At 67.5% G+C, this 2,515-nt stretch carries 3 protein-coding genes; 1 reads left to right on the top strand and 2 read right to left on the bottom strand.

Features of this window, described 5'->3' with window-relative positions; all coding sequences use genetic code 11:
- A partial coding sequence (locus EN742_RS31560; RefSeq protein ID WP_245492440.1) for a metallopeptidase TldD-related protein occupies window positions 1–918 on the top strand: 918 nt, incomplete at its 5' end.
- Window positions 919–922: 4 nt separating this feature from the next.
- Here the strand turns inward: EN742_RS31560 and EN742_RS31555 are convergent.
- Together EN742_RS31555 and EN742_RS31550 are read right to left on the bottom strand one after the other, a co-directional pair.
- Entirely contained in the window at window positions 923–2,164 is a 1,242-nt protein-coding gene (locus EN742_RS31555) for a class I SAM-dependent RNA methyltransferase (protein WP_128333702.1), read from the bottom strand.
- The coding region (locus tag EN742_RS31550; protein ID WP_348632874.1) for an SAM-dependent methyltransferase at window positions 2,161–2,515 on the bottom strand (355 nt) is incomplete at its 5' end. The genes EN742_RS31555 and EN742_RS31550, both read right to left, overlap by 4 nt.

The raw sequence follows: 2,515 nt of genomic DNA, 5'->3' as shown, positions 1-2,515 counted from the left end.
CAGAGGGTGCGCGAGATCCGCCCGCTGGTCAGGATCAACGTCGCGGTCGTGGTCGGCAGCGGCGACCGCCAGGAGAGCGGCTCCTACGGCATGGGCGGCCGCAAGAGTTTTGGCGAATTCCTGGTCGAGGAGAGCTGGAAGCACGCCGCCAAGGAGGCGTTGCGCCAGGCGCTGGTCAATCTAGAGGCCGTGCCGGCGCCGGCCGGCACATTCGACATCGTGCTGTCCAGCGGCTGGCCTGGCGTCATGCTGCACGAAGCCGTCGGCCACGGACTGGAGGGCGACTTCAACCGCAAGAAGACTTCTGCCTTCGCCGGGCTGATGGGCCAGCAGGTGGCGGCGAAAGGCGTCACCGTCGTCGACGACGGCACGCTACCCGAACGGCGCGGCTCGCTGACCGTCGACGACGAGGGCACGCCCTCGGCGCGCAACGTGCTGATCGAGGACGGCAAGCTGGTCGGCTACATGCAGGATCGCCAGAACGCGCGGCTGATGGGCATGAAGGCGACCGGCAATGGAAGGCGCGAAGGCTATGCGCACCAGCCGATGCCGCGCATGACCAACACCTACATGACCGCCGGCGAAATGCAGCCGGAAGAGATCATCGCCTCGGTCAAGAACGGCATCTATGCCGTCTCCTTCGGCGGCGGCCAGGTCGACATCACGTCGGGCAAATTCGTGTTCGGCTGCACCGAGGCGTACATGATCGAGGACGGCAAGGTAACGCAGCCGATCAAGGGCGCGATGCTGATCGGCAACGGGCCGGACGCCATGCACCGCGTCACCATGGTCGGCAACGACATGAAGCTCGACAACGGCATCGGCATGTGCGGCAAGGCCGGACAAGGCGTGCCGGTGGGTGTCGGCCAGCCGCATCTGAGGATGAACCAGATGACGGTGGGCGGCACCAGGGTTTGAGCGATTACCGCCTTCGCTTCGGCTTCTCCAGCAGCGCGACGGCCTCGACATGCGGCGACCACAGGAACTGGTCGATCGGCGTCACGCTCTTCAGCGTGTAGCCGCCGTCGATCAGGATGCGCAGATCCCGCGCCAGCGTCACCGGGTTACAGGATACGGCGGCCACCAGCGGCACGTCCGAGCGGGCGATCTGCTTCGACTGATCCTCGGCTCCCGCGCGCGGCGGATCGAAGACCAGGCCGTCGAAGGCATTCAGCTCCTTGAAAGTCAGCGGCCGCCGGAACAGGTCGCGGCGCTCGCTGGTCACCCGCTTCAGGCCGCTGGCGAAGCGGAAGGCGCGGTCGAGCGCGGCAAGCGCCGGCGCATCGCCTTCGACGGCATGGACCTCCGACTTGGCGGCCAGGCGCAGCGCGAAGCTGCCGCAGCCGGCGAACAGGTCGGCGAGCCTTTTCGCACGGGAAAGGTGCTCGCCGACGAGGCCGGCCATGGCCTGCTCGGCCGCTTCGGTCGCCTGCAGGAAGGCGCCCGGCGGCACGGCGACAGGCACACCCCCGAACTGCACGACCGGCTTCCTCGGCTCGACGACGATCTCGCCGTCGACGGAAAGCCTGGCCAATCCCTCGGCAAGAACGAAGTTCGACGCGATGCGGCGCTGGTTCTCGCCGAGCTTGCCGGCATCCTGAACCGCGACATCGAGGCCGGAAGCGGTCACGGTGACGGTCATGTGGAAGGGTTTTGGCGTGGCTGCGACCAGCCCGGCCAGCCTTCGCAGGCGATCGAGCGCGGAAACGATCGCCGGCAGCGAGATCGGGCATTCCTCGATCGGGATGATCTCCGAGGAGAGCGCGCGCACGAAGCCAAACAGCATGCCGGCCTCGGTGCGTCTGGCGCTGAAGACGACCCGACGGCGAGTCTCGGGCGCGCAAGCCACCAGTGCATCGACCTCGCAGGCAATGCCCTTCGCCTTCAGCGCCTGCGTGACCCTGTCGCGCTTCCATTGCCGATAGGCTTCGGCCTCGAAGTGCTGAAGCGCGCAGCCGCCGCATTCGGTGAAATGCCGGCAGGCAGGATCGACGCGGAGCGGCGATGCTGCCAGCACCGACATCAGCGTGGCGCGATCCCTCTCGCGAGCCGCCGTGACGGTCTCGCCCGGCAGCGTGAAGGGGACAAAAACCTCACCGCTCTCCGTCTCGGCAATGCCGTCGCCCTGCGAGCCAAGCCTGGCAATGCTGAAGCGCGCGCTCACGTCCCGCCATCCTTGATCGCGCCAAGCAGGAATTCGCGATTGCCGTCGCCGCCCTCGATCGGCGAGGGATGCAGCCCCAGCACGCGCCAGCCGGGAATGCCGCCAAGCCAATCGCCAACCAGGCTGGCAACGCGCTCGGCATCGGCTGGATCCTTGAGCAGGCCACCCTTGCCGATTGCTTCGCGGCCGGCCTCGAATTGCGGCTTTACAAGCAGCAGCGCTCTGGCGCCGGCTGCGGCCAAGGCGAGCGCCGGTGGTAGCGCCAACCTCAGCGAGATGAAGCTGACATCGCAGACGACGAAATCGGGAGCGAGGCCGCCAAGATCGGCGGCGGACAGATCGCGGGCGTTG

It is taken from the genome of Mesorhizobium sp. M4A.F.Ca.ET.020.02.1.1 (assembly GCF_004022645.1).
GTDB lineage: Bacteria > Pseudomonadota > Alphaproteobacteria > Rhizobiales > Rhizobiaceae > Mesorhizobium.
The sequence above is the reverse complement of the archived record's forward strand: the minus strand, read 5'-3'. Positions and strand labels throughout refer to the sequence as shown.